The sequence below is a fragment of the Frankia sp. CeTa3Moorea genome (genome assembly GCF_978021225.1).
The window spans coordinates 22,441-49,347 of record NZ_CDXDOR010000021.1; the positions used below are offsets into that span (position 1 = coordinate 22,441).

At 70.6% G+C, this 26,907-nt stretch carries 26 protein-coding genes and 1 tRNA gene; 10 read left to right on the plus strand and 17 right to left on the minus strand.

The annotated features are described in order from the left end of the window. Positions 1-702: hypothetical protein (locus AC08OV_RS06405; protein ID WP_476619441.1), on the minus strand; the 702-nt coding region annotated here is incomplete at its 3' end. Between the two features lie 309 nt (positions 703-1,011). On the opposite strand from AC08OV_RS06405, the gene AC08OV_RS06410 reads away from it, so the two are divergent. The 4 genes from AC08OV_RS06410 (at position 1,012) to AC08OV_RS06425 (ending at position 5,272) form a co-directional block, all read left to right on the plus strand. Continuing rightward, positions 1,012-1,539, plus strand: coding sequence for a peptidylprolyl isomerase (locus AC08OV_RS06410; protein WP_462189065.1), 528 nt, complete (start codon positions 1,012-1,014; stop codon positions 1,537-1,539). A gap of 156 nt (positions 1,540-1,695) precedes the next feature. Beyond that, positions 1,696-2,739, plus strand: coding sequence for a rhomboid family intramembrane serine protease (locus AC08OV_RS06415; RefSeq protein WP_476614578.1), 1,044 nt, complete (start codon positions 1,696-1,698; stop codon positions 2,737-2,739). A gap of 187 nt (positions 2,740-2,926) precedes the next feature. Beyond that, positions 2,927-4,834 carry a glycoside hydrolase family 15 protein gene (locus AC08OV_RS06420; RefSeq protein WP_462202790.1) on the plus strand — a complete coding sequence of 636 codons (1,908 nt, stop codon included), beginning with the start codon at positions 2,927-2,929 and terminating at the stop codon, positions 4,832-4,834. A 78-nt stretch (positions 4,835-4,912) separates the two neighbouring features. Further along, positions 4,913-5,272, plus strand: a complete 360-nt coding sequence (locus AC08OV_RS06425) for a hypothetical protein (RefSeq protein ID WP_476604719.1) — start codon at positions 4,913-4,915, stop codon at positions 5,270-5,272. 36 nt (positions 5,273-5,308) lie between these two features. Here the strand turns inward: AC08OV_RS06425 and AC08OV_RS06430 are convergent, their stop codons facing one another. Together AC08OV_RS06430 and AC08OV_RS06435 are read right to left on the minus strand one after the other, a co-directional pair. Next, entirely contained in the window at positions 5,309-5,740 is a 432-nt protein-coding gene (locus AC08OV_RS06430; RefSeq protein WP_476614581.1) for a RidA family protein, read from the minus strand. 114 nt (positions 5,741-5,854) lie between these two features. Further along, positions 5,855-6,118: a cell division protein CrgA gene (locus tag AC08OV_RS06435; RefSeq protein ID WP_476592736.1), complete on the minus strand. Its 264-nt coding sequence runs from the start codon at positions 6,116-6,118 to the stop codon at positions 5,855-5,857. Positions 6,119-6,561: 443 nt separating this feature from the next. Here AC08OV_RS06435 and AC08OV_RS06440 point away from each other — a divergent pair, with 443 nt between their 5' ends. Continuing rightward, entirely contained in the window at positions 6,562-7,314 is a 753-nt protein-coding gene (locus tag AC08OV_RS06440; RefSeq protein ID WP_476619442.1) for a DUF881 domain-containing protein, read from the plus strand. Here AC08OV_RS06440 and AC08OV_RS06445 read toward each other — a convergent pair. From AC08OV_RS06445 to AC08OV_RS06480, 8 genes are all read right to left on the minus strand, one after another. Continuing rightward, entirely contained in the window at positions 7,311-7,961 is a 651-nt protein-coding gene (locus AC08OV_RS06445; protein WP_462188219.1) for an aminodeoxychorismate/anthranilate synthase component II, read from the minus strand. The genes AC08OV_RS06440 and AC08OV_RS06445 overlap by 4 nt on opposite strands. Before the next feature lie 98 nt (positions 7,962-8,059). Continuing rightward, positions 8,060-10,090 carry a Stk1 family PASTA domain-containing Ser/Thr kinase gene (gene pknB, locus AC08OV_RS06450; RefSeq protein ID WP_476614580.1) on the minus strand — a complete coding sequence of 677 codons (2,031 nt, stop codon included), beginning with the start codon at positions 10,088-10,090 and terminating at the stop codon, positions 8,060-8,062. Then, positions 10,087-11,634: a serine/threonine-protein kinase gene (locus tag AC08OV_RS06455; RefSeq protein ID WP_476619443.1), complete on the minus strand. Its 1,548-nt coding sequence runs from the start codon at positions 11,632-11,634 to the stop codon at positions 10,087-10,089. The genes pknB and AC08OV_RS06455 overlap by 4 nt, the downstream gene beginning before the upstream one ends. After that, entirely contained in the window at positions 11,631-13,073 is a 1,443-nt protein-coding gene (locus AC08OV_RS06460) for a peptidoglycan D,D-transpeptidase FtsI family protein (protein ID WP_476615605.1), read from the minus strand. The genes AC08OV_RS06455 and AC08OV_RS06460 overlap by 4 nt, the downstream gene beginning before the upstream one ends. Continuing rightward, positions 13,070-14,566 (minus strand): FtsW/RodA/SpoVE family cell cycle protein, encoded by a 1,497-nt coding sequence (locus tag AC08OV_RS06465; RefSeq protein ID WP_476615604.1) that lies wholly within the window; start codon positions 14,564-14,566, stop codon positions 13,070-13,072. The genes AC08OV_RS06460 and AC08OV_RS06465 overlap by 4 nt, the downstream gene beginning before the upstream one ends. Before the next feature lie 13 nt (positions 14,567-14,579). Next, entirely contained in the window at positions 14,580-16,001 is a 1,422-nt protein-coding gene (locus AC08OV_RS06470) for a PP2C family protein-serine/threonine phosphatase (RefSeq protein WP_476615603.1), read from the minus strand. Next, entirely contained in the window at positions 15,998-16,495 is a 498-nt protein-coding gene (locus AC08OV_RS06475; RefSeq protein ID WP_462188153.1) for an FHA domain-containing protein FhaB/FipA, read from the minus strand. Before AC08OV_RS06475 ends, AC08OV_RS06470 begins: the two co-directional genes overlap by 4 nt. 6 nt (positions 16,496-16,501) lie before the next feature. Continuing rightward, a complete protein-coding gene (locus AC08OV_RS06480; protein ID WP_476615563.1) occupies positions 16,502-17,818 on the minus strand; it encodes an FhaA domain-containing protein in 1,317 nt (438 codons plus the stop codon). 159 nt (positions 17,819-17,977) lie between these two features. Here AC08OV_RS06480 and AC08OV_RS06485 point away from each other — a divergent pair. Next, positions 17,978-18,060: transfer RNA gene (locus AC08OV_RS06485), tRNA-Leu, on the plus strand. Positions 18,061-18,213: 153 nt separating this feature from the next. On the opposite strand, the gene purS is transcribed toward AC08OV_RS06485, so the two are convergent. Then, entirely contained in the window at positions 18,214-18,498 is a 285-nt protein-coding gene (gene purS, locus AC08OV_RS06490; RefSeq protein WP_476594157.1) for a phosphoribosylformylglycinamidine synthase subunit PurS, read from the minus strand. Between the two features lie 124 nt (positions 18,499-18,622). Here purS and AC08OV_RS06495 point away from each other — a divergent pair, with 124 nt between their 5' ends. Then, on the plus strand, positions 18,623-19,264 hold the full coding sequence (locus tag AC08OV_RS06495; RefSeq protein ID WP_476615562.1) for an HAD family hydrolase: 642 nt from the start codon (positions 18,623-18,625) through the stop codon (positions 19,262-19,264). Positions 19,265-19,330: 66 nt separating this feature from the next. Here AC08OV_RS06495 and AC08OV_RS06500 read toward each other — a convergent pair whose 3' ends face one another. Then, complete coding sequence (locus tag AC08OV_RS06500) at positions 19,331-19,750, minus strand: hypothetical protein (RefSeq protein ID WP_476619444.1); 420 nt, start codon at positions 19,748-19,750, stop codon at positions 19,331-19,333. Positions 19,751-19,926: 176 nt separating this feature from the next. Between AC08OV_RS06500 and AC08OV_RS06505 the strand changes: the two genes are divergently transcribed. The 3 genes from AC08OV_RS06505 (at position 19,927) to AC08OV_RS06515 (ending at position 23,556) form a co-directional block, all read left to right on the plus strand. Further along, positions 19,927-20,322, plus strand: a complete 396-nt coding sequence (locus tag AC08OV_RS06505) for a cold-shock protein (protein ID WP_011438780.1) — start codon at positions 19,927-19,929, stop codon at positions 20,320-20,322. A 562-nt stretch (positions 20,323-20,884) separates the two neighbouring features. After that, positions 20,885-22,699 (plus strand): protein kinase domain-containing protein, encoded by a 1,815-nt coding sequence (locus AC08OV_RS06510; protein ID WP_476619446.1) that lies wholly within the window; start codon positions 20,885-20,887, stop codon positions 22,697-22,699. A gap of 116 nt (positions 22,700-22,815) precedes the next feature. Then, a complete protein-coding gene (locus AC08OV_RS06515) occupies positions 22,816-23,556 on the plus strand; it encodes an HNH endonuclease family protein (RefSeq protein ID WP_476615734.1) in 741 nt (246 codons plus the stop codon). A gap of 86 nt (positions 23,557-23,642) precedes the next feature. On the opposite strand, the gene AC08OV_RS06520 is transcribed toward AC08OV_RS06515, so the two are convergent. The 4 genes from AC08OV_RS06520 to AC08OV_RS06535 form a co-directional block, all read right to left on the minus strand. After that, positions 23,643-23,993 carry a rhodanese-like domain-containing protein gene (locus AC08OV_RS06520; RefSeq protein ID WP_476615735.1) on the minus strand — a complete coding sequence of 117 codons (351 nt, stop codon included), beginning with the start codon at positions 23,991-23,993 and terminating at the stop codon, positions 23,643-23,645. A 42-nt stretch (positions 23,994-24,035) separates the two neighbouring features. Further along, positions 24,036-24,881 (minus strand): 1,4-dihydroxy-6-naphthoate synthase, encoded by an 846-nt coding sequence (locus AC08OV_RS06525; RefSeq protein ID WP_476615736.1) that lies wholly within the window; start codon positions 24,879-24,881, stop codon positions 24,036-24,038. A gap of 1 nt (position 24,882) precedes the next feature. Next, positions 24,883-25,896: a futalosine hydrolase gene (gene mqnB / locus AC08OV_RS06530; protein WP_476615737.1), complete on the minus strand. Its 1,014-nt coding sequence runs from the start codon at positions 25,894-25,896 to the stop codon at positions 24,883-24,885. A gap of 276 nt (positions 25,897-26,172) precedes the next feature. Then, positions 26,173-26,622, minus strand: coding sequence for a hypothetical protein (locus AC08OV_RS06535; RefSeq protein ID WP_476615738.1), 450 nt, complete (start codon positions 26,620-26,622; stop codon positions 26,173-26,175). Positions 26,623-26,907: the final 285 nt, after the last annotated feature.

The following is a 26,907-nucleotide window of genomic DNA, read 5'->3' on the forward strand; positions in this document are numbered from 1 at the left end:
GGGGGATGCGGTGGTGTCGGCGAGGGGTGCAGTGGTCTTGGTGGGGGATGGGGCGGCGGTGGTGGTGTCAAGCGGCACGGGCTCGGCGGTGGCGGCTGGGCTTTCCTCAGCCTGGGCCAGGTACCGCCGCACCGCGGCGATACCCGCCGCACCCGCGCCGACGATGGCGAGCGTGAGGAACCCCCGCCGCCGGCGGCGGTGCACCTTCGCGAGCTTGGACTCGGCCTTCGCCAGCCGCTTCTCCAGGATCTCCTGGGCTTTGTCGGCCTGCAGGCGGGCCTTGGTCTCGCGCTGCACCGCGCGCCGGGAGCGATGCTTCTCCGCCCGCAGCTCGGCGGCGGCCCGGGCGCGTTCGGCGGAGAGCTCGGCATGCGCCCGGGCCTTCTCGATCCGCTTGGCGGTCCGACCGGACACGGCGGTGGCTTTGCCGACGGCCCGGCCCGCGGCCTTCCCGGCTGCCTTCTGGGCCGACACACCGGTCTTGGTGGCCGTGCTGGAGGCGTCGGAGATCCGGTGCGCCACGCTGGCGCCCACATCCCTGGTGGCCGACGCGGCCGATCCGGCCGTGCCCCCGGCCTTGCTCGCCGCCTTGTGAGCGACCGTGCCGGCGCGGTCGGCGGCGCTCTTCGCGGTGTCGGACAGCCCGCTAACCGGCGCCGTGTCAGTAACATGTGACAGTCTGTCCTTCAATGTCGTACTCATGATGCCCTTTCGTTGAGCCGATGGTCGAGGCGTCCGGCCATGGAACTGGTGGTGTGCCTGGGTTCGGTCTGGTCAAGATCTGTGAAGTGTGCCGTACCCCGTCGGTGGGCTTCTCCAACGCGTCAACCTTCCGTAGCGTGTCACTCATACTTGGGTGACATGCCTGGGCTGTGCCCTTGGGAACGTGTACCCGGTGCCAACCATCGGTGATGGAATTCCCCCGCGGCGCCCGGCGCATACGATCGAGACCCATCCGGACGCCGGCTGACCAGGCACCCGCAGAGATCGATCTGAAGAGAAGAGAGGCTCATGGCCGAGGAGCTGTATGCGACGCTGCGGACGACTCAGGGGGACATCGAGATCCGCTTGTTCCCCGACCACGCTCCCAAGACGGTGCGGAACTTCGTCGGCCTCGCGACCGGCACGCAGGAGTGGACGGACCCGGCGACCGGTGCCAAGAAGACCGGCACGCCGCTGTACAGCGGAACGGTCTTTCATCGGGTCATTCCGAACTTCATGATCCAGGGCGGTGACCCGCTGGGCTCCGGTCGAGGCGGTCCGGGCTACCGGTTCGCCGACGAGTTCCATCCGGACCTGACCTTCAACCGGCCGTACCTGCTCGCGATGGCGAACGCCGGACCGGGGACCAACGGCTCGCAGTTCTTCGTCACGGTCGCGCCCACCGACTGGCTCAACCGCAAGCACACCATCTTCGGTGAGGTCACGCGGGGAACCGACGTGGTGGATGCGATTGCCAAGGCGCCGACCGGGGCGCAGGACCGGCCGAAGTCTGACATCGTCATCCAGGAGATCGTGATCGACCGCCGGTCCGCCTGACCGGCCGGTCCCCGCCTCGAACCCGGGAGTACGGCGCATGAGAGCTCCAGCCGCGCGGCGTGCGTGGTCGCCGGCCACCGCATGCGTACGGGCGGCCGGACGTGTTCACGTCAGCCGTACTCCTCGGGTGGCGATGCCGGCCGCCGGGGCGGCGTGGTGACAGCGAACCCGCCCGTCGAACCGCCCACGGATGACCAGCCGGGCGGCCCGGAGCAGCGCCCGGCTGGCTCGGGCCAGCCGGTGGCCGAGCCGGGGTGGCGACCCACGGTCGGCCCGGCGCCCGGCTGGTCGGGGTGGACTCCACCTTCCGGTCCCGGCGGCCCTCCCGCGGGCGGACCGCCCGCCGGCCGGCCGCAGCCACCCGGCGCCGCGGTGATCCCGTACTGCTACCGCCATCCGGACCGGGAGACCTACGTCTCCTGCCAGCGCTGCGGCCGGCCGATCTGCCCCGATTGCATGCGCCCGGCGGCGGTTGGCTTCCACTGCCCGGAGGAGGGCGACCGCTCCACGCCGCAGCGCCGAACGCGGACCACACTCGGTGGCCCGGCCCAGGTCGCCCGGCAGGGGCTGGTCACCCAGATCTTCATCGGCCTGTGCGTCGTCGCCTACATCCTGCAGGGCGCGCCCGGGTTGACCGGCCGCGGTACCTTCAACCGCTTCACCGGCGACTTCGCCATGATCGGCATCCGGATCGCGGCGGACGACCAGTACTACCGGCTGCTGACCGCGGCCTTCCTGCACGCCGGCGTGCTCCACATCCTGTTCAATATGTACGCGCTGTACCTGCTTGGGTTTCAGCTCGAGGCGATCCTCGGGCGGGCCCGGTACCTCGCGCTGTTCGTGGCAGGGGCGCTCGGTGGGAACACCCTGAGTTACGTGCTCGGTGACGGGTTCACCGTGTCGGTCGGCGCATCCACCGCGATCTTCGCGTTCTTCGCCGCCTACTACATCATCGCCCGCCGCCTGCGGGTTGACTCCCGGCAGATCCTCATCGTGCTCGGGATCAACCTCGCCATCACCTTCTCGTTCAGCAACATCGACAAATGGGGACATCTCGGTGGGCTGGCCGTCGGTGCCGTCATCGGTCTGATCTACGCCTACGTCTCGCCCCGCCGGGTGCTGCTCCAAGCGGGCGGGGTCGCCGCCGTGCTCGCGTTGCTGTTCGTCGCCGCGATCATCAAGTCGTCGACACTGGTGTAGCCCGACAGCTGTAGTCCGACAGCTGTAGTGCGGCAGCCCCGGTCGCGGGGGCGAGGACGGCCGCGACGCTTGCACGCCGCCGAGTAGCAGCTACCATTCGCTTTCTTGTCAATACTCATGGTAGCGATCTACGTGTGGTGGCGATAGCGTGATGGATGCCGTGGCACGGCGCGGGCAGGGGGAGCAGATGGCGTATTCACCGGTGCGGCGCAGCGGGGGCAGTCCCTTCCCGCCGATCGCCGAGTACGGATTCCTGTCCGACTGTGAGACGTCCTGTCTCGTTGCCCCCAGCGGCAACGTCGAGTGGATGTGCGTGCCCCGGCCCGACGCCCCGAGTGTCTTCGGGTCGGTGCTGGACCGGTCGGCCGGGGGCTTCCGTTTCGGTCCCGAGCGTACGCAGATCCCGGCCGGCCGGCGCTACCTCCCCGGGACAAACATTCTCGAGACCACCTGGCAGACGCCGAACGGCTGGCTGATCGTCACCGATTGCCTGGTGGTCGGGCGCTGGCATCGCACCCACAAGCGTTCGAACACGCACCGTCGGACGCCGAGCGACTGGGACGCCGACCACGTGCTGCTCCGGCTGGCTCGCTGTGAGCACGGCTCGGTGGATCTCAGCCTGGTGTGCGAGCCGAACTTCGACTACGGCCGCGAGCCCGAGTCCTGGCAGTACGAGGGGGAGGACTACTCCTCCGGCGTGATCAGCCATGCGGGCACCAACGTCACGCTGCGGCTGCGTACCGACCTGCGGCTCGGTTTCGACGGCCGGCGGGCACTGGCTCGCACCACGCTGCGGGAGGGGGACACTGCGTTCGTCGCGCTCACCTGGCGCCCGGAGGAGCCCCTGCTTCCGGACACCTACCTGCAGGCGTGCGTCGCCGTCGACCGGACAACGGAGTTCTGGCGCCAGTGGCTGTCGCGGGGAATGTTTCCCGACCATCCCTGGCGGCGCCATCTGCAGCGCAGCGCCCTCGCGCTGAAAGGACTGACCTACGCGCCGACCGGTGCTCTGCTCGCCGCCTCGACCACCTCGTTGCCGGAGACCCCGCGCGGCGAACGGAACTGGGACTACCGGTACAGCTGGATCCGCGATTCCACCTTCGCGCTGTGGGGCCTGTACACCCTCGGGCTGGACTACGAGGCCAACGATTTCTTCTCATTCATCGCCGACGTCGCCGAAAACGATGACGACGACATCCAGGTGATGTACCGGGTGAGCGGCGAGCCGAAGATCGATGAGGAGATCCTCGGTCACCTGTCCGGCTACGAGGGAGCCTACCCGGTACGGATCGGCAACGCAGCGGCACTGCAACGTCAACACGATGTCTGGGGCGTCGTCCTCGACTCCGTGTACCTGCACACCAAGTCCCGTGACTACCTCTCCGAACGGCTCTGGCCGGTGCTCGTGCGCCTCGTCGAGGCGGCGGCCACGCACTGGCGGGAGCCGGACCGCGGGATGTGGGAGGTGCGCGGGGCGCCGCAGCACTTCACCGTGTCCAAGATGATGTGCTGGGTCGCCCTGGACCGGGGTCGGCGGCTGGCGCAGATGCGGGGGGACGCCAAGACGGCGGCGCGCTGGCGGGCCGTGGCGGAGGAGATCCACGCCGAGGTGTGCGAGAAGGGTGTGGATCATCGCGGTGTGTTCACCCAGTACTACGGATCGAAGGCGCTCGACGCCTCACTGCTCCTGATTCCGCTGCTCGGGTTCCTGCCGGCGGCCGACGAACGCGTGAAGGCCACCGTGCTCGCGATCGCCGACGAGCTGACCGTCGACGGGCTGGTCCTGCGCTACCGCACGGAGGAGACCGACGACGGGGTCTCCGGCACCGAGGGCGCCTTCCTGATCTGCTCGTTCTGGCTGGTCTCCGCCCTGGTGGAGATCGGCGAGCTGACCCGTGCCCGGCAGCTGTGTGAACGGCTGCTGAGCCTCGCCAGCCCGCTGGATCTCTATGCCGAGGAGATTGATCCGGTCAGTGGCCGCCATCTCGGAAACTTCCCCCAGGCGTTCACCCATCTGGCCCTGATCAACGCGGTGATGTACGTGATCAGGGCCGAGGATGCCGAGGCCTACGCCCGGCCGTCCCCCTCGACCTGATCGTGCAGGCCGGTCCCGGGACGGGTAGCCACGGCGATCAGGCGAACCCGAGCGGGTCGTGGCACTAACGTGGGAGCCGTGGCCAGCCTGGAGGTTGTGGACAAGCGGGTCGAGGTCGTCCTGCGCGGGCTTGAACGGATCGGCGCGGTGCGCGGGGACGTCTCCGTGCGGCTCGACGAGGTACTCGACGTACGCCTGGCGGCGGACGCGTTCGCGGAAGTGCACGGATGGCGGGCGCCCGGGACCGGACTGCCGCGCGTCATGGCCCTCGGGACCTGGCGGTCGCGAGGCGGCAAGGAGTTTGTCGCTGTCTACCGCGGCCGGCCCGCGGTCGTGGTGGAAGTCCGCCCGGGCGGCGAGTTCCGGCGCCTGATCGTCGCAACCGGCGACGCCGAACGCACCGTGGCGCGTCTGCGCAGGGCGGTCATCGCGCGCTGACGGCCCGGGACCCGGACCCGGCGTCAGGGCCGGCCGTCAGTCGGCCTCGGCCCTGGCCCCGGACCCGAGGATCGCCTCGGCTTCCACTTCGACGACCCAACGCTCGTCGAGCAGTCCCGCAACGACGACCAGTGTGGCGGCTGGGCGGATCGCGGCGAACAGCTCGCCGTGGACGGCGCCGACGGCCGGAGCGTGGGCGGGATCGGTGATGAACATCCGGGTACGGGTGACGTCACCGAGATCGGTGCCCGCCTCGCGCAGTGCGGTGCGGATGATCTCGAAGCACCGCCGGGTCTGCAGCTCAGCGTCCGGTGGAACCGTGTCGTCCGGCCACACCGGCCCGGTCCCGCTGACGAACACGCGTTCGCCTACCCGGAGCGCCCGGGAGAACCCGATCGTGGCTTCGTAGGGTGAGGAGCCGAAAATCTTCTGACGTTCAGGATGTAGAAGGATACTCTGGGTAATCAGTGATCAAGATGGAAGTATCCACACTTGTGGACAACGGTTGTGGATGAATGACACGGCTGGAAGCTCCGGTGGTTGTGCCGGGCGTGGCCATTGGGCGTCTGGCGTTCGGGCCGGCTATCGCCACTGGGTCGACACGGCCAGCCCGACGACGACAAAACCAAATCCGATAAGGATGTTCCAGCCGCCCAGCCCCTCCATCCCCAGGACGCCGCCGTTGGAGAAGTAGTAGACGAGCAGGTAGGCGATCCCGAGCAGGAAGAACGCGAGGATCAGACCGCCGAACCAGGGCGGGGACGGCGGCTTCCGCTTGCGTGCCGACGCGCCCGCGGTGGTGGTCGGGGTCGGCTTCTTGGGCTTGCGGCGTCGTGACTCGGGCACTGCGGAACTCCTCGATGGCCGTACGTGGACGAGGGCGGCGACCGCCGTCGCCGTCCTCGTCCGGCCACCGGCGGTCTCGCGCTGGGTACCAGCGTAGACAGGGCGTCCGTGGAAACGCCGTTGCGTACCGGCCGGCGGGATTCACCTCCGGTCGGTGCCCGGGCGACGCTGGCGTCGCGGCCGGTGCCGGGGCGATCAGACCGATGTGGCATCGAGAGCGCCATCGGCCGCGTAGCCTGCGCTGGAGGCGATACCTCCGACGCGGCGGACGGATCGCCCGGCCGGGCTGGCTGTGGCATGGTCGCGTGCCGCCCCCGGCGATCCACCGGCAGGCGTGGGTGAACCGTCCAGCGGTGCACCAAGGGAGGTTGGGGACAACGGTGCACGGCGGGCTACGGCCCTGGCCCTGGCCGGGGAGCCGGTCGCGGCGGGTGATCTGGGCGGTGTCGCTGTTCTGGGCCGGCGTGCTGTCCGGCGTCGTGGTGCTGGACGGCGGCCCGTTCGATCGGGCCGGCCCGCGGGACACCGCCGCTTGGGCGGCCCAGGAGCGGGCGGGAGTCGCGCAGGTTATCGACGAGGAGGCGCGCCGGGTGGCCGACCGCCGTGCCGGGCTGGACGCCGAGTCGCGGCGGCGCGCGACCACGGCGCAGGCCGTCCCGCCAGGGGCCCCAGGCTCCGCGCGCGGGACCGATGCCGCCGCCCGGTCCCTGGTCGAGCGGCTGGCCGGTCCCGCGGGGTTGGCCCCGGTGCGCGGGCCGGCGCTGACCGTCGAGCTGGACGACGCCCCGCGGGAGGGCCGGGGTGGCCCGTACGCCCCCGGCGTGCCCGCCCCGAGGCCCGACGATCTCATCGTGCATCAGCAGGATGTCCAAGCGGTCGTGAACGCGCTGTGGGCCGGCGGCGCCGAGGCGATGAGCATCATGGATCGCCGGGTGACGGCACTGACGGCGGTCCGCTGCGTCGGGAACACTCTTCTGCTGCACGGCGAGGTCTTCTCCCCGCCGTTCCGGATCACGGCGATCGGGGAGGTCGCTGCGTTGCGCTCCAGCCTGCGGGCCAATCCACAGGTTACGATCTACCGGCAGTACGCCGACGCCTACCGGCTGGGATACCGCGTCGAGGAGGCCGCCGACAGCCGGTTACCCGGCTACGACGGGCCGATGATCGACCTGTCCGGCACCGCCAGGCGCGGCTAGGAGAACGCCGCCGTCCGCAGGGTCTCGACCTCGGCGGACAGCCCCGGTGCGAGCCTGCGCGCCGCGCCGCCGTCGCCGCACTGGTCCAGCCAACGGGCGAGGATCAGGTGGCCGCCCTGGGTGAGGACGGACTCCGGGTGGAACTGCACGCCCTCGAGCGGGAGCCGCCGATGGCGCAGCGACATCACCACGCCACTTTCGGTCCGGCCGGTCACCTCGATTTCCTCGGGGAGGGTGTCCTCCTCGACGGCCAGCGAGTGGTAACGAGTCGCGATGAACGGCGACGGCAGGTCCGTGAGAACGCCGGTCCGGTCATGGTGGACGACCGAGGTCTTGCCGTGCAGCAACTCCGGGGCGCGGTCGACGGTAGCGCCGAACGCGACCGCGATCGCCTGATGGCCCAGGCACACCCCGAGCAGCGGCACACCGCCCGACGCGCAGGCTCGCACCATGGGAATGCTCACGCCGGCCGCCTCGGGCGTACCCGGTCCCGGGGAGAGCAGGACCCCGTCGACGCCGAGCGCGGCGAGGTCGGCCGGCGTCATCTCGTCGTTGCGGCGCACGATGCATTCGGTCTCGAGCTGGCCCAGGTACTGGACAAGGTTGAAGACGAACGAGTCGTAGTTGTCGATCACCAGGATGCGCATCAGATCGTGACCTCCCGCGGCATCAGGCACCCTGCCGTGGGCGGCCGCAGTCCCATACTGCCTGAGCAGCCACGACCGCCTCCGTCGGCGCGACGACCTCAGGTGCCGCCACCGCCGTTGCGGCCGCCCAGCAGCCCCCCCAGGCCGCCCGGCCTCGTCGTGGCCGGTGTCCCAGGGGTGGGATTACCCGTCGGGCTCGGCGAGGTGCTGGTCGGTTCCGCGGTCGGGGTGGGCCCGGTCGGCGTCTCGGTCGGGGTCGGCGGCGCGGTGGTCTGGATCTGCTGGGCGACGGACAGCGTGATGGTCGAGCCCCGAGGGACGTTGCCGCCGGACGGGCTCTGGTCCACGACCGTCCCCGGCGCCACGTTGTTGTTCGCGACGTTCTGCCGGGCCGCGTTCAGCCCGTAGCGGCCGAGTTCGGCGACGGCATTGTCGTACGTGCGGTTGCGCACGTCGGGAACGTTGACGTTCGGGCTGACCACGTTGAGCGTGACCGTGCTGCCGGGCTTGACGGCCGTACCCGGCTGCGGATCGGTGCTGTTCACCGTGCCGACCTTCTGGCCGGTCGGGTTGGCGTAGGCCATCGAGTTCGGGACCAGCCCCAGCGCCCGTAGCGCCGCCTCGGCCTCGGCCTGGGTCTTCCCGAGCAGGTCGGTGGGGATCTGGACGTCGTCGGCGGCCTTGCCGATCGACAGGGTGATCATCCCCTTGGCGGCGACCTCCTTGCCCTCGGCCGGGTCGACCGCCGTGACCCGGCCGGCCATGTCCGGTGAGTCGACCAGCTTCGTGACCACATCCCCCCCGAAGCCGGCGCTCTGCAGCCGGGCGCGGGCCTGCTCCTCGTTCTGCCCGACGAGGCCGGTCGGGACGAGGATCTTCTTCGTGGAGGCGGTGTTGTGACCGGAGCTGAGGAAGGTCGTGGCGAGCAGGACGACGGCGACGAAGACGATGACGATTCCGAGACCCGCGAGGATGTACTTCCACGCCTGGGAACGCTCCTGATCGGGAACGGCCCGCCGGTCGATGGCCCCGGTCACGTCGTAGCGGTCGAACGGACCGGTGCCGAAGCGGCCGTCGTCGTAGGGCACGTCGCGGTAGGTGGTCTGGTCGTCGTCGCGGTAGTCGTCGTCGCGGTAGCGGTCCCGGGTGGGGTAACCCGCTCGGTCACCGCGGCTGAGGACCGCCGTGCCGGCAGCGGCCGGGCCGAGGGTGGTGGCGGCCCCGCCCGCGCCACCACCTCCCATCATGGCGTGCACGCGTCGTCCGGCCAGCGCCCGTTCCAGATCGTCGCGCATCTCACCCGCGGTGCCGTAGCGGTCGTCGGCGTCCTTCTCCATCGCCTTGAGGACGATCGCGTCGGCCTCGGGGGAGATGCCGCGATCGTGAGCGGACGGCGGCGGCGGGTCCTCCCGCACGTGCTGGTAGGCCACGGCCACCGGGTTGTCCCCGCGGAACGGCGGCGATCCGGTGAGCAGTTCGTAGAGCAGCACCCCGGTGGTGTAGACGTCGCTGCGGGCGTCGACGCGGGCTCCTCGGGCCTGTTCCGGGGACAGGTACTGAGCGGTGCCGATCACCGCGGCCGTCGCGGTCATGGTCGAGGAGGTCGCGGTGGTGGCGCGGGCGATGCCGAAGTCCATGACCTTGACTGAGCCGTCCGGGCTGAGCATCACGTTCGCCGGCTTGATGTCGCGGTGGATGATCCCCATCCGGTGGCTGTAGTCCAAGGCGGCGCAGACGTCGGAGGTGATCTCCATGGCGCGGCGTTCGGTGAACCGGCCCTCAGTCTGCAGCGCGTCGCGCAGGGTCCGTCCCTCGATGAACTCCATCACGATGTAGGGGATCTGCGCCCCGTTGATGATGTCCTCGCCCGTGTCATACACCGAGACGATCGCGGGATGGTTCAGCGCGGCCGAGGACTGTGCCTCGCGGCGGAACCGGGCGAGAAAGGTGGGATCACGGGCGAGGTCCGGGCGCAGCGTCTTGATGGCGACCTCACGGCCGAGCCTGATGTCACGGCCGCGGAAGACCTCCGCCATGCCGCCATAGCCGATGCCCTCGCCCAGCTCGTAACGCCCGCCGATGATCTGTGGCCCAGCCCCCGGGGCATACATCTCCGTCACGTCGGTCACGAATACTCCCCTGCCGTCGCCCCTCCCGCGCCGGAAATCGCCGACCCGGCGTTACCGCTGACGATTTCACCACCGATTGCGGTTGCGTACACCACCCCCGGTGGTGTGGTCGCGGAGTTCGATTCGGAATTGCTGTTGGAGAACAACCTGTTAGTCGCGAATGCGACGATCACCACGGTGAGGATCAGCAGAATGATCAGAAGCGGCAGTGGCAGGGCGGGACGGGAGGCTGTCTCCGGCCGGTGCCGTCGAGCAGCTCGCCCCTCCCAGCCCGGCCGCAGATCATCCTGGCCGTCCGGGCCGGACGGGCCCGGGGGGCCGCCGGGGGTACGGGCCCACGGCGGCGGACCCGGGTGGTAGGCGGTGCCGGGGCCGCCGTAGGGCGGGCTGTGCAGGGCCGTTGCAGGTACGTCGGGTCCGCCGAGCATGGCTCCCGGGCCATCGGGAACCGCCTGGGCTTTGTCCGACGGAGCGCCGGTGCGCCCCGGTCCACTGGTGCGAGCGGACGGTGGCGGTGCGGCCACCCAGGACGGTGGTCGGGTGCGCGAGGTGGATCGGGGCGGGCGAGCGGCGGCACCAGCGGGCGGGAGGACGGCGCCCGGCCCCGGATGGTGGGCGGTCGCATCCGGTGTGCTGGGCCAGCGCGCCGGCTCCGGGCTCCACAGGCTGCGCCGGATCCCGGCCGCCGAACGTGCGAATGCCCCCGCCGAACTGGGCCTGCGCGCGGGGTCCTTGGCCATCGCCGAGTCCACCAGGGCCCGCACCTGGTAGGGGATGTCGGTCGGCAGCGGGGGCGGGGTGTCCTGCTGGTGGGCCATCACGACCACGATGGGGTTGCGGTCGTCGAAGGGGCGGCGACCGGCGAGGCACTCGTACGCGACGACGCCGAGCGAGTAGACATCGCTCGCCGGTGTCACCGGACGCCCGGACGCCTGCTCGGGGGACACGTAGTAGGCCGTCCCCATCATGATGCCGGTGGCGGTGAGCGGCGCGGCGTCGACCGCGCGGGCGATCCCGAAGTCGGTGACCTTCACCGCGCCGTCCGGGCGCAGCAGCAGGTTGCCGGGCTTGACATCGCGATGGACCACGCCGAGGGCGTGCGCGGCCTGCAACGCGTCGGCTGCCTGCCCGAGGATGTCCAGCGTGCGCTCCGGGGACAACCGCTTCTCCCGGTGCAGCGCGGCGGAGAGGGGCTCCCCCTCCACCAGCTCCATAACCAGGTAGGCGGTCGGGTAGTCGTCGGAGGTCGCAACCTCGCCGTAGTCATAGACCGAGGCGACGCCCGGGTGTGACAGCCGGGCGGCATGGCGGGCCTCGCCGCGGAACCGCACCAGGAACGACTCGTCGCTGGCGTACTCCGGGCGCAGCAGTTTCACCGCGACGGGGCGGCCGAGGGTCTGGTCCAGGCCACGCCAGACCTCACCCATGCCGCCGGCGGCGATCCGCCCGTTCAGGCGGTACCGGTTGTCGAGGACGGTGTTCGGCGCCGCGGCGCCGGCGAAGGGCTGCGACGGGGAGATGGGATTGCCCGGGGAGTTGTTCATGGCTTGTCCAATGCGGCCTGTATGACCTTTTTCGCGACGGGGGCGGCGACGGCACCACCGGTACCCAGCTCGCCGCCGCCGTCCTCGACGATGACGGCAACCGCGATCTTCGGGGTGTCCGTCGGGGCGAACCCCACGAACCAGGCGTGCGGCAGACTGGTACCGTGCTCGGCGGTCCCCGTCTTCCCGGCGACGGTAACGCCGCCGATCTGCGCCCGCCGACCGCTCCCCGACGTCACCACGCTTTCCATCATGGTCGTGAGCTGGGCGGCCACCTCGCTGCTCACCGGTTCACCGAGTTTCTCCGGCTCGGTTTTACTGATCCTCTTGAGGTCCGGGCTGCGCAGTTCGGACACGAGATAGGGCTTCATCTCCGTGCCGTCGTTGGCGATCGCCGCGACCACCTCCGCCATCTGTAGGGGCGTGACCCGGACGTCGTACTGGCCGATCGCTGACTGCGCGGTCTGCGCGGCGTCGAGCTTGGCGGGGAAGACGCTACGGGCCTGTTGCAAGGGGAAGTCGGGGAAGGTCGCGTTCAGGCCGAAGGCCTCGGCCTGCCGGCGCAGGGTGTCGGCACCGAGATCGATGCCGAGCTGTGCGAACGCGGTGTTACAGGAGATGGTGAGCGCGTGAATGAGGGTGTCGGTCTCGCCGTCGCCGCAGCGTTCGCCGCCGAAGTTCGGTAGCCGCACGGTGCTCAGCGGGAGCGGTAGCTCGTCGGGTGCCGCGACGCGGGTGTCCGGCGTCCTGCCTTGTGACAGTGCGGCGGCGGCGGTGATGAGCTTGAAGGTTGAACCGGGCGGATAGGTCTGCTGGGTCGCCCGGTTCAGCAATGGTTGATCCGGATTGCCCGACAGCAGCCCATAGGCGTTGGCCGCGGCCTTCTCGTCATGGGCCGCCAGCGCGTTCGCGTCGTAGGACGGGTTGGTGACCATCGCCAGGATCGCGCCGGTCGACGGCTCGATGGCGACCACCGCGCCCTTGCGGTTGTCGAGCGCCTCCGCCGCAGCCTTCTGGACGGCGGGGTTGATCGTAGTGACCACGGAACCGCCGCGCCGCTCCGCGCCGGTGAACAGGCCGGTCACCCGGCTCGCGAGCAGCCGGTCGTCGTCTCCGGACAGGAAGACGTCCTCGGACCGCTCCAGGCCGGCCGCCGTGAACAGCGTGTAGTAGCCGGTGACGTTGGAGTAGAGCTGCCCGGCCGGATACTGCCGCTGATACTTGTACTGGTCGTTCGACGGCACCGAACGTGCGATCTCCACGTCACCGGCGACGATCGCGCCCCGCTGTCGTTCCAGGCGCTCGGTGATCTGACGCCCGTTCGTCGGCTGGGACTTGAGGCTGCCCGCCTCGCCCACCTGGAGCCAGTTCGCATTCACCAGGAGCGCGGCGAAGAGGATCATGCAGGCGACGGCGACCTTGCGCACCGTGCGGTTCATGTCGTCTTCACCACCTGGGTGGGACTCTCGGCAACCGCGCCCGGGTCGAACAGGGGGGCATCCGGCACCGGTTCGGGTGCGCGGCGGGCGGCGTCGCTGACCCGCAGCAGCAACGCGATGATCGCGGCGTTGGCCACGATGGACGACCCGCCGTAGGAGACGAACGGCAGCGTGAGCCCGGTCAGCGGGATGAGCCGCATGACCCCGCCCACCTGCACGAACACCTGCAGCGCCAGGGTGAAGGACAGCCCGGCCGCCAGCAGTTTGCCGAACGGGTCCTTCGCGCCGAGGGCCGCGCGCATCCCGCGCAGCACGACCAGGGCGTACATCATCAGGATGGCCATGACGCCGGTGAGACCGAGCTCCTCACCGAGGCTCGCCATGATGAAGTCGGTGTTCGCGAACGGCACCTTCTGCGGGTGCCCCTCCCCGAGCCCCGTACCGGTGATGCCACCGGCGGCGAAGCCGTAGAGACCCTGCACGAGCTGGTACGACGTGCTCGACGGGTTGTCACCGTCGAAGGCGTGCACCCAGCCGTCCACCCGGACCTGGACATGGCTGAACATACTGTGCGCGATCACGGCACCGAACAGGAACAGCACGAAGCCGACCACGACCCACGATGCCCGCTCGGTGGCGACGTAGAGGACGACCATGAACATTCCGAAGAACAGCAGGGACGAGCCGAGGTCCTTCTGCACGATCAGGATGCCCAGGCTCGCTAGCCACGCCACCAGCACCGGTCCGAGGTCGCGGGCGCGCGGGATCCCCATCCCGAGAAAGGACCGGGAGGCCACCGAGAGGACCTCGCGTTTGTTGACCAGATAGCCGGCGAAGAAGATCAAAAGAATGATCTTCGAGACTTCGCTCGGCTGGAAAGAGAACGGCCCGATCCGCAGCCAGAGGCGCGCGCCGTTGATGGTCGCGCCGATGCCCGGCGCGATCGGCAGCACCAGACCGACCAGACCGACCAGGCCGGCCGTGTAGGCGTACCGGGCGAGCGAGAGGTGATCGCGTACCAGCGCCAGCACCAGGATGAAGACGATGACCGCCAGCAGGGTCCAGACGAGCTGCGTCTGCGCGGCACCGGGCGGGATGTGGGTTCCCGCCCGCTCGGCGGCATCCGCCTTGGCGAGGTCGAGCCGATAGATCATGACCAGGCCCAGGCCGTTGAGCGCGACGACGACCGGGAGCAGCACCGGGTCGGCGGCCGGCGCGAACCTGCGTACCGCCAGGTGGGCCAGTGCCCACAGGCAGAAGAAGCCGAGACCGATGGAGAAGATCCCGAGCGAGATCTGGCCGATGTCGGCGAAGGTCAACGCGGCGAGCGCGCTGGTTGCGAGCGCACCAGCGAAGATCATCAGGATGAGCTCCCGGCGCCGGTACGGCGGGAGGTTGGTGCCGGTGGGCAGCGGGAAGCCGGCGAAGGTCGCGGTGAGGTCCGCCGACCTCGGCCTGCGTAGCGGAGGTAGGGGGATCGGCGGGCGAGTCATCGCTGGCCTGAGATCACGGTGAGGGGATGGGGACGGGTGTGGTCGGGCATCCTGGGACCGTGACGCCGGCACCGGTCGCCGGCTGGCACAGGGGAGTGGACAGGAGGGAGGAGTCCGAGATGCCCGACGGCACCTTGGAACGGTCGGTCGGACTCGGGCTCGGTGACGGGAATACGGCGGGTATGGCCGAGGTACGCAGGCGCGAGATGATCTTCTCCGCATCGTCACGGCTGCCGGCGCGGATGCCTCGTCGGAGCTCCGCCTGATCGGGCTCCGCAACCTCCGACAGTGGCTGACGACGGGAGAGCACTACCGAGGACAGCGGAATGCCCTTCACGCCCTGGAAGAGGGCGACGTGTTCATCGTCGACGCCGACATAATACTGCCCGCGCACGTAGGTCCACCCGGCCGCAGCACCGGCCACGATGAGCAAGAACACCACGGTGGAGACGAACAGGACCCGCCGGCCGGAGCGCCGTCCTCCGGATCCTTCCGGGTCGGAGTCGTCGCCATCGCCGTCGTCGTCGCCGCGATCGCTGGCCTGCGCCTGGCGGTCCCGCCGGTGGAAGCCCGGCCGACCGATACGGGCCGCCTTCGCCGCCGCGGACTCGTGGTCGGGATACTGGGGATTCGGCCCGCTGCGGGCCGGCGACGCCCCGGGGACCGCCCGCTTCTCGGCCGCCGCGCCGGCCACGAGAGGATAGGGCTCCGCCTCGCCGTGGTCCTCCTCGATGTCGGCGACCACGACGGTGATGTTGTCCGGGCCACCGCCCTTGAGGGCCAGGTCGACCAGCTGGTCGACCGCCTCCTGTGGGGTGGGCAGCAGCAGCGTCTCGAGGATCGTCTCCTCGCTTACCACCCCCGACAGACCGTCGGTGCACAGCAAGTAGCGGTCTCCCGCGATCGCCTGGCGCACGGAGAGGTCGGGTTCGACCTCCCGACCGTCGAGCGCCCGCATCAGCAGCGAGCGCTGCGGGTGGGTGTTCGCCTGCTCGGGGGTGATCCGACCCTGGTCCACGAGATCCTGCACCAGGGTGTGATCGTGGGTGACCTGGCTGAGGACGCCGTCGCGCAGCAGGTAGGCCCGGGAATCGCCGACGTGCAGGACCCCGAGCATGTCACCGGAGGAGAGCACGGCGGTCACCGTGGTGCCCATGCCGTCCAGCGCGCTGTTCTCCAGCGACATCTCGCGCAGCTGCCGATTGGCGTCCCGGACGGCCTCGTTCAGCTCCGTCACGAGATCGTCACTGTCGATCGCGTCGTCGAGATCCGCCAGGCGGGAGATCACCGTCGAGCTGGCGACCTCCCCCGCAGCATGACCACCCATGCCGTCGGCCACCGCCAGCAGGCGGAGCCCGGCATAGGCCGAATCTTCGTTTCCTTCCCGCACGTGCCCGACATCCGAGCGGACGGCGAAGTGAAGCCTGAGGCTCACCGGTGGAGCTCCAGGACCGTCTTCCCGATCCTGACCGGCGCGCCGAGAGGTACCGGCATGGGACTGGTCACCTTCGTACGGTTGAGGAATGTGCCATTGGTCGAGCCCAGGTCCTCCACGAACCACTGCCCGTCGTGGGGCACGAGTCTCGCATGCCGCCCGGATGCGAAGTCATCCTCGAGAACCAGGGTCGAGTCCTGTGCCCGTCCGATGGTGACAGGTGCCGTTCCTAGCGGGATCGTTGTGCCGGTCAAGGGACCTTTGGTCACCACGAGTTTGCTAGGTGTCTGTGGCTTGCGTGGAGGTTGGGGCGGGGTGCGCGGCGGCGTCGGCCGGACCATGGGGGGCGGCTCGCGCCGCTGCTGACGCTTGGTGGGGCCGAACATATCCAGCCGGACGGCGCGCACGGCGACCAGAACGAATCCCCAGAGGAGGGCAAGGAATCCGATCTTGACAACCAGCAGTACGAGTTCGCTGGGCTCGGTGGGGTCCATCGGGCGCTACCAGCCTCGATCCGATCTGGGTCGGTCACGTCGACCATCCCCGCCGGGAGGCTCCGCGGCGGCGCGGGCGGCGCGGCCGGGGAGGTCCGTGTCGGCGTCGTACACGTCGTCGAGGGATTCGAGCCCATCGGGCGGCGAACCGGAGCCGGGCCGGCGGCCGGGATTGCTCGGCTCGCGGTAGGGGTCGGCGCGCCGTGCAGGGTCGGATCGCCGAGGAGCGTCGTCGCGTCCCCCACGCCCGTCACGGGGATCACGGTGATAGGGGTCACGACCGCCGCGGTCGCGCGGCTGGTCGTAGCCGTGATCCCGTTCCGGTGTCCGGTCTCGGTACGGGTCCATCCGGTTCTGGTATGGATCGTCCCGGTTCTGGTATGGATCGTCCCGGTACCCCGGCACACCGCGCCGATCACGATCGGCGTACGGGTCGACGCGGCCGGCGCGGGGCGACGAGCCGCGCCGGTACGGGTCGTCCGGGGCGGGCGTGGGACGGCGGTCCGGCGGGATGGTCTCCCGGCCCCCGGCCTGGGCCGGCGGAGGTGTCCCACGGGCGCCCGCGCGCGCCGGGCCATTCCCCCGTCCGTCCTCGCGACGGAAGATGATCGTCGCGGTACCGAGTTCGATCTTGTCCCCGTTGACCAGCTTGACCTGCGTCGCCGCGCGACCGTTGACCAGGCTGCCGTTGGTGGACCCGGCGTCGACGTAGAGGAACTGCCCGTCGGGAAGCCGGCGTATCTCGCCGTGGCGACGAGACACACCGGTGTCGTTCAGGCGGATGTCGCACTCGACGCTGCGGCCGATCACGGTCGTCTCGGCGTCCAAGGGATACTCCCGTTCCCCTCCGCCCGCGGGCCCTCCCGGGGCCTTCGTGGTGATGACGAGGTGCGGGGTGCCGGGAGCGCCCGGTCGGGGAGGGCGTGCGCGCCGTCCAGTCACCGCTCCCGGGTCCGCGGCGGCCACGCTGCTGCGGATCCGGAAGACGCCGACATCGAGATCGGTGGCCTCGGACATCCGCACGGACACCGGGCCGACGAAGGTGTAGCGCTGCTCGGCCGCATGCTCGCGGACCATCTCGGCGAGCTCGTCGCACAGTGCCCGGTCGTAGGGGGAGAGCCGGGCGAAGTCGCCGCCGGCGAGTTCGACGGCGAACTCGTTGGGCACCAGCACCCGGTTCGAACTGACCGCCCGCCGATCGTCGGTTTCCCGGGCCAACGCGCTGGCGATCTCGACGGGCTCGACTCCGCCCTTGAACACCTTCGCGAACGCACCCTCGACGAGGCCGCCCAGGCGCCGTTCGAAGCGTTGTAGCACGCCCATGCTCGACCTCCCTTCTCCCGGTCTGTGAGATCGTATGCCCCCGAGCGCGGACGTCCCACGGCTCGGCAGCTTGACATGTTCGCGACGGGCCCGACCCCCCTCCGTGAAGGACATCTCCGGCGTGGTAGCGTGTCGTCTGGTCGAGAGATAGTCCCACTCGGGCGAGTGGCGGAATGGCAGACGCGCACGGTTCAGGTCCGTGTGTCCTAGCGGACGTGGGGGTTCAACTCCCCCCTCGCCCACGCAAGTCCCTGGTGGCGCGTGCTGCGCCGTTGGGGACTTTCGTCATGCTGGTCGGGGGGCCGAGCCCCCCGAACCCCCCTCGCAAGTCTCTGGTGGCGCGTGCTGCGCCGTTGGGTGGGGTGCGGGCGTCCCCTCTCCGGCTGTGGAGAGGCTCAGCCGGCGGGGCTGCCCACCGACGGCGGGGAGGCGTCCTCGATGCGCACCGCGTAGTCCTCGATCACCGGATTGGCCAGCAGGGTTGAGGCCAGGTGCTCGACCCGGGCCAGGACCGCGCCGTCGAGGTCCGTGCCCTCCTCCAGCTCCAGCTCGAAACGCTTGCCCTGGCGGACCCCGACGATGCCACTCACGCCGAGGCGCGGCAGCGCGGCGAGCACCGCCTGCCCCTGCGGGTCGAGAATCTCCGGCTTGAGCATCACATCCACCACAACCCTGGTCACACCCGCGGACACTACCGGTCGAGCGACGTATGAGCCGGATCTCGCCCGCCCGGGGCGTACAGATCTGGTAGGCGATCTCGGATAATGCGGGCTTCCCGGGGAACACGGCCCTTAAGCTTGGCCGGTGTCGTTCTGGCGGGCGCCCGTCCCGGTCGTCGGGTTCGATCTCGATCTGACCCTGTTGGATGCCCGGCACGGGATCCGGGCGACCTTCGCCGTCCTGTCCGCTGAGACCGGGGTGGCGGTGGACGCCGAGACGGTCGTCGCCCGGCTCGGCCCGCCGCTGGAGACGGAGCTCGCCCACTGGTTCCCGCCGGCCGATGTCACGGCCGTGGCGGCCCGCTACCGCGAGCTCTACACGGTCCACGCGGTGCCGGCGTCGCTGCCGATGCCGGCCGCGGTGGCCGCGGTGGAGGCGGTGCGGCGGCTCGCCGGCCGGGTGGTGGTCGTCACCGCGAAGAGCACGGCACTGGCCCGGGCGAGTCTGGACCGGATCGGCATCACCGCCGACGTGGTGGAGGGAGCCCGGTTCGCGCAGGCGAAGGGCGAGGCACTGCGCGCCCACCGCGTGGACATCTTCGTCGGTGACCACGTCGGCGACATGGTCGGCGCCCGCGACGGCGACGCTCTCGCCGTCGGGGTCGCCACCGGGCCCTGCTCGGCCGCTGATCTGCTCTCCGCCGGCGCCGATGTCGTCCTCCCCCGGCTGGCTGACTTCCCGCCCTGGCTGGTTGACGAGGCCCGGCGCCGACGACAGCAGGGCTGACGCCGCGACGCGGTCGACGCGGTCGGCCCGGCCGGGGCCCGCACCCCCGGCCGTGAGATCAAGGAACTATCGGGAACGGGTGACGGGGTCTGTCCGCGGACCGGTGCCGTCCCCGGGGTGGTCGCCGTCCCCGGGGGCCCCGTGGTCGGGCGGATGCGGGTTGTTCACGTAGAGATCGGGATCGCTCTCCTCGGGAATCCGGGATCGGGCGGCGGCGAGCACCCCCATCAGCGCCACGGCGAACCCGATGGTCAGTCCGCCGCTGGCGACGGCGTTCAGCCAGGTCGGCAGATTCTCGGCACCCAGGAAGAAGGGGATCACCGCCGCCGCCGTGGCGACCAGACCGGTGCCGAAGAGCACGGCCCCGACCCGGACCAGCCGATCCGCCCAGGTCACCGGCGGCGGGGTCCCGACCGGAGCCGTGGCCTCGTTTACCGCACCGTCGGCCACGGGTCCGGCCTGCCCGGACGAGGGTTTCGCCGACACGTGCGACAGCCTACGAGGACGTGTGCCGAACGCGGGCCAGGCCACCATCACGGGAAAGGGGCTCACTCGACAGCCGATCGCTACCGAAGACGCACGCGACGTGCGGCCGACGGATAGCCTGGGAATCACTCATCTTCCGTTGCGTTGTCCTGCCGTTACACAGAACGAGGTCGCCCGTGCCCACCGGCAAAGTCAAGTGGTTCGACGTCGACAAGGGCTTCGGCTTTCTCAGCCGGGACGACGGCGGCGACGTCTTCGTGCACAAGGCCGCCCTGCCCGCCGGGGTCGACCGGCTGAAACCCGGCGACCGGGTCGAGTTCGGCGTCGCCGCCGGGCGGCGTGGCGACCAGGCACTGTCGGTCCGGCTGCTGACCGCCCCGCCGTCGGTCGCCAAGGCGGCTGCCCAGGCCGCGCGGCGCAGTCCGGACGAGCTGCACAGCATGGTCGAAGACATGATCAAGGTGCTGGACGACGTGCAGCGGGACCTTCGTCGCGGCCGGTATCCCGACCGGCGGACCGCCCAGCGGGTCGCCAAGGTCGTGCACGCCGTCGCCAACGAGTTGGAGGTCTAGGCCGGCGGCAGGAAACTGACCCGTCGGCCGCACCCGGTGCACACCGCGACCTGGGCGCCAGGTTCCTCGTCGGACGCCGCCAGGTGGGTCCATCGAATCCGCTGTTCCCATCACATCAGCGACACCGACCGAGCCAGCCACATCAATCAGGATCCGGGCATGAGCCGAGATCGAGCCCTTCATCAGATTGGCCACACTGGTACGCACCGGTTCACGATGCCTCCTCGGTTGCGGCCTCATCCGCCGCGGCCTGCGCGCCGTGGCGGCAACACATTGTCGGGGAGCCGACCGGTCCCGTCGGCGGGGAGCCCGCGTGCGACTGGAAGCGTTGGCAGTGCGGCAGACTGCAAACGTAGACCAGACCGAACCATGAGCAGCCCCGCAGCCGGCCGTGGTGGCATCGCCGAGGGCCGTCCCACCTCCGCTGATCGGCGGAGGGCACGGATCGGCGGTCGGAACGGGGCGTCGGATCGGGATTTGAGAGGCATTCGTGTGACAAGCAGTGGACAGCGGTCGTGATCACAGCCGTGCGGTGCTGACCGTGGCCGACAACGCCGCACGCATGGGTTCCGGCCGCTCCGAACCAGGTGATCCGCTCAATCCACACGAGCCCCGGTCGGTCGGCCCCTATGTTTTGCTCAGCCGGCTGGGGGTCGGCGGCATGGGCACGGTCTACCTGGCGAGGAACCGGGCCGGACGGCGGGTTGCCATCAAGGTCATCAGACCGGATCTGGCTGCCGACGAGGAGTTCCGCCGCCGGTTCCGGGCCGAGGTCGAAGCGGCACGCAAGGTCGCTCCCTTCTGCACCGCCGAAGTCCTGGACGCGGATCCGAATGCGCCCGCGCCGTACCTCGTCACCGAGTTCATCGACGGGGTCCGGCTGGACATGCAGGTCGACAAGGGCCCGCTGACCTCGTCGACCCTGACCGGACTGGCCGTGGGGGTCGCGACGGCGCTTACCGCGATCCACAGCGCAGGCCTCGTCCACCGGGATCTCAAGCCCAGTAACGTGATGCTCTCACTGTCCGGGCCACGTGTGATCGATTTCGGGATCGCGCAGGCCCTCGAGGGCGCGAAGGCGAAGCCCACGGCCTGGGGCTTCGGCTCCGCCGGGTGGATGGCGCCCGAACAGGTGCACGGCCAGCCCATCGGTCCGGAGGCGGACGTCTTCGCCTGGGGCATCCTCATCGCCTACGCCGGTACCGGCCGCCACCCGTTCGGCGACGGTACGGACATCGACCTCGGCATGCGCATCGTCGGGTCCGCCCCGGACCTGCGTGGTCTGCCGCAGCCGTTGGTCGGCCTGGTCAGCGCGGCTCTGGCCAAGCATCCCGACGACCGGCCGAGCGCCCGGGACCTGCTGCTGCGGCTCATCGCGCAGCCACCCTCCCGCGGTACCGGTGCCATCGGCGAGGCGATGGGTCAGGCCGAGGAGCTCCTGAGCCGAACCGGCGAGGTGCCCCGCGCCGCGCCGACCCGGATCGGCGCGGCGACCTCGGCTCCCGCGCGTCAGGTCCCCTGGAACGCGGGCGCTCCCGCCGCCCGGGCGGGCCAGGGAGCGGGACAACCACGCCAGGCACCACCGGGGCAGCCCGACGCGCACAGCCCGATGGGACGCCCCGGCCCGCGGCCCGCCCAGGTAGGCGCCCGCCCACCCGCGCAGCTGGGCGGGCGGATGGGCGGGCAGGTCGCCGGCGCACCGCCGGGGCCGTGGTCCGGCCAGGCTCCCGATCAGCACGGGCCGGTACCGGGCGAGCCCGGCGCACCGTACCCACCCTTCGCCCAGCCGCCGCCGGCCCGCGGGCTCGATCGCAGGCGACTCGTCTGGATCGCCGCCATCGTCCTGAGCGCGCTGATCGTCATCGCAGTCGTGGTCAGCCTGCCCGGAAAGACCGGAAAGAGCGGCCAGAATGGTTCCGCGGAACAGCTGGCGGCCACAACCGCCCCGTCGCGCTCCACCGGTCCGAGCACGGCATCGGGTTCGGCCAGCGGCCTGAACCGCCCCGTCACGGATGGCCAGCTCGAGTTCATCGTGGATTCCTTCCGGTGCGGGCAGACCAAACTCGGTGACGGACTGCTCGCTCGGCACACGGACGGCCAGTTCTGCCTGGCCCACGTGACCGTGCGCAACCTCGGCGACTCCACCCGCACGCTGGTGACCTCATCCCAGTTTCTGTGGGACGACGGCGGAGGCCGGCACAGCGCCGATTTCCTCGCCCGCCTCCAACTGAGTAACGAGGATCTGTGGGATTCGATCAACCCGGGTGACCTCAGGGCGGGCACCATGGTCTTCGACATCCCGCGGGAGGCCACAGCCCAGGAGTTGGAGCTGCACGACAATCCGGTGAGCGGAGGAGTCCGCGTTCCCGTCCCCTGACGGTGGCCGACCAGCCCGGCGGGCCGATCTCCAGTTAATGTCACCCTCGATCCGAACGGACCCGAAGCGGGGCGAGCACCCCCCACGGGTTCCGAACCGTCGAGGTGGGGAGTCCGGTGCGAAGAAGCGGTGTCGGTCCAGATCGTCGCGGACCCGGTCGACCCGGCGGAGCCGCGGCCCTCGCCGTCCTCGCCCTCATCGGCGGCCTGACCGGTTGCAGTGACCTTTCCGACCAGACCGGAACGTCCAACCAGGTTGGTGCCCCGACCGCCAGCGGCTCGGCGCTGAAGCTGCTCGGCACCCTTCCGATCAAAGAGGAGGACAACTCTCCCAGGTACCGCCGGGACGAGTTCGGGCCCGCCTGGTCGGACATCGACGACAACGGGTGTGACACCCGTAACGACATTCTGCGGCGAGATCTGCGCAGCACCACCATCCGCAGATCGGACGGTTGCACGGTGCTGACCGGTGAGCTCCGGGATCCGTACACCACCAGAATCATCCGTTTCGACCGTGGACGGAACTCCGCCAGCGTGCAGATCGACCACGTCGTCCCCCTGGCGGATGCGTGGCGGACCGGCGCGCTCAACTGGACCGCCCGGGAACGGCTCCAGTTCGCCAACGATCCGGAGAACCTGCTGGCCGTCGACGGTCCCACGAATCAGCGCAAGAGCGATCACGACGCCGCCGAATGGTTGCCGCCGAGCCCGGGGGAGCAGTGCCCCTACATCGCGCGCCAAGTGGGATTGAAGGCCCGTTACCGCCTGTGGGTCGTCCAGGCGGAGGCGGACGCGATGCGCGCGGTTCTCCAGAAGTGCCCGAACCAGCCGGCACTGGGGCTGACCCCGAGCGGCTGACCGGAAGCCCGCGGCGCCGGGTCATCCGAGAAATGCGGAGTAGCCGGCGGAGTCGGCCCGGACCCGGCGGAGCCGGCCGGCGGTCCTCAGAGGACGGTGGGCGCGGCGCCGCTCTCGCTCACCATCGGGCGGCTGTGCGCCTGCCAGGAGAGCATCCCGTCGGTCAGGTTGCGGACCTGCCAGCCACCCTGCTTGAGGTAGTTGGTGACGGCGGCGGACCTGCCGCCCGAGCGGCACACCACGACGACCTCGCGTTCCCGGGGAACCTCGTCGAGCCGGGCGGCCAGTTCACTCATCGGGATGTGCAGCGCGCCGGCGATGTGACCGGCGGACCACTCGTCGGGCTCCCGCACGTCCACCATCAGCGGGGCACCGTCCGCGGAAAGCTCGACCGGTAGCTCCGCGACGCCGACAGCCGGTATCTGATCGGTACTCACGTCTCCATCCTGCCATCAGGACCCTCCGAGGGGGCTCGCGATTCAGCGCAGCGGCCGCGGAAGCGCGGGGACGAGGTCGGCGTCGGCGGCGCGGGAGAGCAGGGCCTCGACGGCGGCGAACCCCTCGTCGCCGAGGTTGAGGCTGAACTCGTTGACGTACAGCTTGATGTGGGCGTCGACGACGTCGGGCGCCATCTCCTGGGCATGGGCGAGGACGTAGTCGGCGCTGGCGGCGGGATCGGCGAAGGCCGCGGCGACGCTCGCCCGCACCGCGGCGGACAGCGCCGGGCCGTCCAGCCCCCGGCGGGCGAGGATCGCGCCGAGCGGAAGGGGCAGCGAGGTCTGGCCCTCCCACCAGTCGCCGAGGTCGACGAGCGCCGTCAGCCCATAGGACGGGTAGGTGAAGCGGGACTCGTGGATGACGAGCCCCGCGTCGTACGCGCCGTCGCGGACGGCGGGCATGATCTTCTCGAAGGGAAGCACGTCGGCGCTCGTCACGCCCTCGTCGGCCGCCCACAGCCGGAACAGCAGGTAGGCCGTGGTGCGGGTGCCGGGGATGGCGACCCGGGCACCGCGCAGGCCCGACCGCCCGGCGGTGAGGACGAGTGGGCCGCAGCCGCGGCCCAGGGCCCCGCCCGCCGTCAGCAGTTGGTACCCGGTGAGCAGCCACGGCAGGGCGGCGTAGGACACCTTGACGAGGTCGTCCCGCCCGTCGGCGGCCCGGGCGTTGAGGACGTCGATGTCGGCAAAGGCCACCGACACCTCGGGTGCGCCCGGGACGAGTCCGTGCGCGAGGGCATGGAAGGCGAATGTGTCGTTGGGGCAGGGCGAGATGGCGAGCGAGAGCGGACCTGGAAGGTTCGAGGTGGTCGCCCGGCCAGCACCCATCTCAGTGCTCTCCCGTCCCGTGGTGGCTGTTGTTCCCGTGGTGGCCGCGGGCACCCGGGTGTCCGGCCGGGATCGTGGTGGAGGTGTCGCTCGTGGTGGCCACCGGTGCGGCCATCACCAGACCGTCCGGGTGGGCGACGAGTGCCGCGGCGGCCGTGCGGAGGCTGGCCAGCGCGACCGGCAGGTTCCAGTCGGACCGGTCCCGGCGCCCGACCGTGTTGCTGATGGTACGGATCTCCACCACCGGGACGCCGAAGGCCCGGGCGGCCACCCCGACGGCGTACCCCTCCATCGACTCCGCCACCGGGTCCAGCCGCTCGGTCAGCGCCGTGGCCCGACGTTCGGTGCCCGTCACCGTCGACACGCTGATCACGCTACCCGTAACGATCCGCCGCCCGGTGGCGTCGAGCACCGTGCCCAGGCGGTGGATGAGGTCCGGATCCGGGACCACCGTGGACGAACCGAGCCCGAGATCCTCCAGGCTCAGGAACGACCCCGCGGGGTTCGGCAAGTGGGCGGGGCCGCCGCGGGGTGCCGGCGCGCCGTTGCTGTGGAACCCGAGATTGCGGTCCATCTCGCTGATGCGGCCGATCAGCGGAGCGGGCGGTTCCTCGTCAAGGCCGGACTCCGCGCCGAGGTCGGCGGCGAAGATGCGATCGGCGAGGACGATGTCCCCGATCTCCGCCCAGCCGCGGAACCCACCGCCGATCCCCATCGCCACCACCAGGCTGAACGGCTGCCCCGCCGCGCTCGCCACCGACATTGCCACCGCGGTGCCCGCCGCCGCGGCCGGGCCGCCGGTGCCTGCCGCGAGCACCGTCACCGGTCCGCGTCGCCGGCCCACGTAGGGGCCCAGGGTGGAGGTGGTGAGAAGCTGGCGGTCCCATTCGGGGGACACCAGGCTGCCCGGTCCGATGGGGGTTCTGGTCCGGCCGCGCGACCAGCTGCCCATCAGGCCGGCACACACCGCGTCCGCTTCGGCGGTCACTGCGGTCACGATCAGGGTGCGGCTCACGATCAGGTCCGGATCATGATCTGGGGACGTCCTCGTCTGTCGTCGCATACTGTCGGTCGATCCGCCCGAACACCACCGCACCGGACAGCTGGGTAACAGTACGGGGTTTTCGATGGGGTGCAAATCGGACTTGTTGCCGGATCTTAGCATTGCGGACGACGCTGCGTGGTCCCAGTGGGGAGGTATGGCACGCTGCGCGCACGGTGTATCCCCGTTCGGGGGCTGGTGTGCGTGGGTCGTTGGTTCCGGTCCGGCGGCGGAGCAGCCGGCGGTGGGTCAGGGCTTGAAGGTGACCAGGAACGGCCAGCTTCCCGACGCCTGGTCGCTGGAGCTGCCTGCCTCGGGAAGCGCGAACACCACGAGCAGGGCAGGCGTGTTCTTGGCGGGAACGTACCGGTAGTGCGTCTCGTTGATCTTGTCGGTCACCCGCTCCCTGCCCAGGACGAGGAAGTAGCCGCGGTCGGCGACCGACGTCGGCACGTCGATGTTGATGGCGTTTCCGGGCCTGATCGTGATGTGCGGCGGTGATACCGATTTCTGGATCACCGTCCCGTCCCACTCGTACTGCGCGGCGTTCGTCTGCACGAAGTGTCCCCCGGACTCCATGGTCACCAGGGGAGTCGGCCGCTCGCAGCCGCTCAGGCCGAGGCCGACGACGACCGCGGCGGCGGGAGCCACGGCGAGCCGCCGGAACGGGAGACGGCGGAGGAGGTGAGGCGTGCGCACGGTCGGAGGGTATCGCCGCCCGTGCGGTGGCGTCGCTCGTCGCCAGGGCCTTCAGCCCCTGGCCGGTGGGCACGGTGGCCCGGGTCACGTCGCTGGCGTGCCGGGTCAGTTCTGGCGCCGCCATCGGAGGCCGCGGGTCGTTCGTCGGCGGTCAGGCCGGGTTGGACCGGTCGGATCCTGGAGCGTCGCCGGAATGGGGAGTGGGGCCTGCCGCCACGGGTCGGCCGGTGGCAGCGGCGTCGACGCGGTCGCGTGGGCCGGCGGGGGCCTGGGTGCCGGCGGGGG